The organism is Micromonospora sp. DT227 (assembly GCF_049841835.1).
Lineage (GTDB): Bacteria > Actinomycetota > Actinomycetes > Mycobacteriales > Micromonosporaceae > Micromonospora.
This window is the reverse complement of the sequence record NZ_JBNCLA010000034.1, coordinates 1-3,713: the sequence shown is the minus strand read 5'-3', so window position 1 is coordinate 3,713 and position 3,713 is coordinate 1. Positions and strand designations below refer to the sequence as shown.

Below are 3,713 nucleotides of genomic sequence, written 5' to 3'. Positions count from 1 at the left end.
GCGGCGACCACCACCGCCCGGTGCGCAAACACGGCTCGGGCCGCCAACGCCCGCCCCACCACCACCGGATCCACCTCGGGCCGGTCAGCCACGAACCCCGCCAACCGCTGCGCCTGCGCCCGCAACGCCACCTCAGACTTCGCCGACAACAACCACGGCACCACCCCACCCGGCACCACCGGCGCCCCCTGGCCCGAACCCACCGGGTCGGCCGCTGTGTCCCGCGGCGGCTCGAACGGATCGGCCTCCTCCAGGATCTTGAGCGGTTCGGCCTCCTCCAAGATGAGGTGGGCGTTGGTGCCGCTGACTCCGAACGAGGACACCCCGGCGCGTCGTGGTCGGCCGTTGACCGGCCACGGTGTCGCCTCGGTCAGCAACCGCACCGAACCGGCCGACCAGTCGACGTGTGACGACGGGGCGTCCACGTGCAGCGTCTTGGGCATCAGCCCGTGCCGCATGGCGAGGACCATCTTGATGATCCCGGCGACGCCTGCGGCTGCCTGGGTGTGTCCGATGTTCGACTTCACCGACCCCAACCGCAACGGCTGGTTTGCGGGCCGGTCCTGACCGTAAACGGCGATGAGTGCTTGTGCCTCGATCGGATCACCCAGGGTGGTGCCCGTGCCGTGCGCCTCGACCACATCCACGTCGCTCGGCGTCAGCCGCGCGTTGGCCAAAGCCTGACGGATCACCCGCTGCTGCGACGGCCCATTCGGAGCACTCAACCCATTCGACGCACCATCCTGATTGACCGCACTGCCCCGCACCACCGCCAACACCTGATGCCCCCGCCGACGCGCATCCGACAACCGCTCCAACACCACAACCCCGACACCCTCACCCCAACCCGTACCGTCAGCCGCATCCGCGAACGGCTTACACCGCCCATCAGCAGCCAACCCACCCTGCCGAGAAAACTCCACGAACGCCCCCGGCGTGGCCATCACCGTCACACCACCGGCCAAGGCCATCGAACACTCACCCGACCGCAACGCCTGCGCCGCCAAATGCACCGCCACCAACGACGACGAACACGCCGTATCCACCGACACCGCCGGACCCTCCAGACCCAGCGCGTACGCCACCCGCCCTGACGCCACGCTTCCGCTGGTCCCGGTGGCATATCCCTCGGTCTCAGCCGGGCTCGCCGCCAACTGCATCGCGTAGTCGTGGTACATGAGGCCCACGTACACGCCGGTGTCCGAGCCGCGCAGCCCCGACGGGTCGATCCCCGCCCGCTCCAACGCCTCCCAGGAAACCTCCAACAACAACCGCTGCTGCGGATCCATCGCCACAGCCTCCCGCGGACTGATCCCAAAGAACCCCGCATCAAACAACGCCGCATCAGTCAGGAACCCGCCCTCGCGGACATACGCGGTCCCCGACCCCGCCGAATCCGGGCCATCCCACGACCCGACATCCCAGCCCCGATCCACGGGGAACCCACCCACCGCGTCAACACCCTCAACCAACAACCGCCAAAACTCCTCCGGGTCACCCACCCCACCCGGATACCGACACCCCATCCCCACAATCGCCACCGGCTCATCCACACCCGCACCAACCGTTACCGGCACAAGAACATCGACGTGCTCACCAAGCAGCTCCGTCAACACGTACCGGGCCAACACCACCGGGGCCGGATAGTCGAAGACCAGCGTGGCCGGCAACGACAACCCAGTCGCGGTAGCCAACCGATTACGCAACTCCACCGCGGTCAACGAGTCAAAACCGAGCTCACGGAACGCACTGTCCGGATCAACCGCCGCCGGGCCGGCATGGCCGAGCACGACCGCGGCCTGTCCCCGCACCAGTTCCAGGACTGTCCGCTGACGCTCCTCAACCCCCATAGCCGCCAACCTGGCGACCAGACCCACCGGCCTATCGGCCGTGGACGCCGCCCGGCGGGCCGAGCCGCCGGCCAACACCTGCCACAACGGCGGCAGGCCACCAGCGCCGGCGCGACGCAGCCCGGCCAGATCCACCCGCATCGGCACCAACTGCGGCCGGTCGATACGCACCGCCGCGTCGAACAATGCCAAGCCCTCCTCAGAGGACATAGCAAGAACCCCGCCGCTGCGTCGCATCCGACCCAGATCCACATCGTCGAGATGCCCAGTCATCGCCGACTGCTGCGCCCACAGCCCCCACGCCAACGACTGCCCGACCAGACCCTCAGCCCGCCGCCGCAACGCCAAGGCATCCAAGACCGCATTCGCCGTGGCGTAGTTACCCTGCCCCGGTGACCCGAGCGTGGCCGCCGCCGACGAATACACCACGAACAATCCGAGATCCATGTCCCGGGTCAATTCGTGTAGCCACCACGCCGCGTCGGCCTTGGCCCGCAGCACCGTGTCCAGCCGCTGCGGCGTCAACGCCTCGACCACCCCGTCATCAAGCACTCCCGCGGTGTGCACCACCCCGACCACCGGATGCCCGGCCGGCACCGCCGCCAACACCCCGGCCAAAGCGTCCCGGTCAGCGACATCACACGCCACCACCCGCACCCGCGCACCCAACCCGGTCAGATCACCGACCAACTCCGCCGCCCCCGCCGCGGCCGGACCCCGCCGCGACAACAACAACAGATGCCTGACCCCATGCGTAGTGACCAGATGCCGGGCCACCAACCCACCCAACACCCCAGTCCCACCAGTGACCACCACCGTGCCACCCGCATCCAACCCCGCCGACAACCCATCGGCGCCGGACAGAGACAGCCGGCCAGTACCGGCTCGGGTCAACCGGCGGACATACAGCTCACCGGCGCGTACCGCGATCTCCGGTTCGCCGCTGTCCAGCACCGCCGTGAGGATCCTGCCCAGTTCGCTGCCGTGGTCGGTGTCGAGGTCGGTGTCGAGCAGGATGAATCGGTGGGGGTGTTCGGACTGCGCGGAACGGACCAGGCCCCACACCGCGGCCGCGGCCAGGTCACTGCCATCGGTAGCACCGTGAGTGAGCACCACCAACCGGGAACCCTCCGTGCCCGGATCAGCCAGCCAATCCTGAACCCAACCCAACACCAACGCGCTCGCCACGTGCGTAGCCTCGACAACGCCGGCTGCGTCGTCCGCAGCTGGTAGCTCGGCCACCACGACGGGGGGCAGCTCACCCTCAACCTGCCCATGCCATCCCCAGACCAGTTCGGCAGCCGCCGCCGTGGTGTCGGGCTCCGCGTCCGGCAGCGGCACCCACTGCACCGTGAACAGTGACCGCGCCGCGTCCGGCACCCCGGCACCCAACTGCTCGGTGGTCACCGGTCGCAGCACCAGCGAGTCCGCGGTCAGGACCGGCTGACCGGCGGTGTCAAACACCGCCACCGCGACACCGCCGTCGTCGGCGGATGTCAGCCGGACCCGCAGCGTCGTCGCCCCGGTGGCGTGCAGCCGGACCCCGCTCCACGCAAACGGCAACACCGCCGCCTCGTTGTCGCCGAGCAGCCCGGTCAACCCGATCGGGTGCAACGCCGCGTCCAACACCGCCGGATGCAACCCGAACCCATCCGCCCCAACCTGCTCAGGCAGCGTCACCTCGGCGTACACATCCCGGCCGCCACGCCACACCGCCCGCAAGCCCTGGAACACCGGCCCGTACACATACCCACCATCGGCCAACCGCTCGTACAAGCCGTCAACCGCCACCGGCCGCGCATCCGCCGGCGGCCACTGCCCCAACCCGGCCGCAACCCGACCAGCCTGCGAGCTCAACACACC

At 69.3% G+C, this 3,713-nt stretch carries 1 protein-coding gene; it reads right to left on the bottom strand.

The features are described 5' to 3' along the window. The coding region (locus ACLQ2W_RS33740; RefSeq protein ID WP_425791926.1) for an SDR family NAD(P)-dependent oxidoreductase at nt 1–3,713 on the bottom strand (3,713 nt) is incomplete at both ends.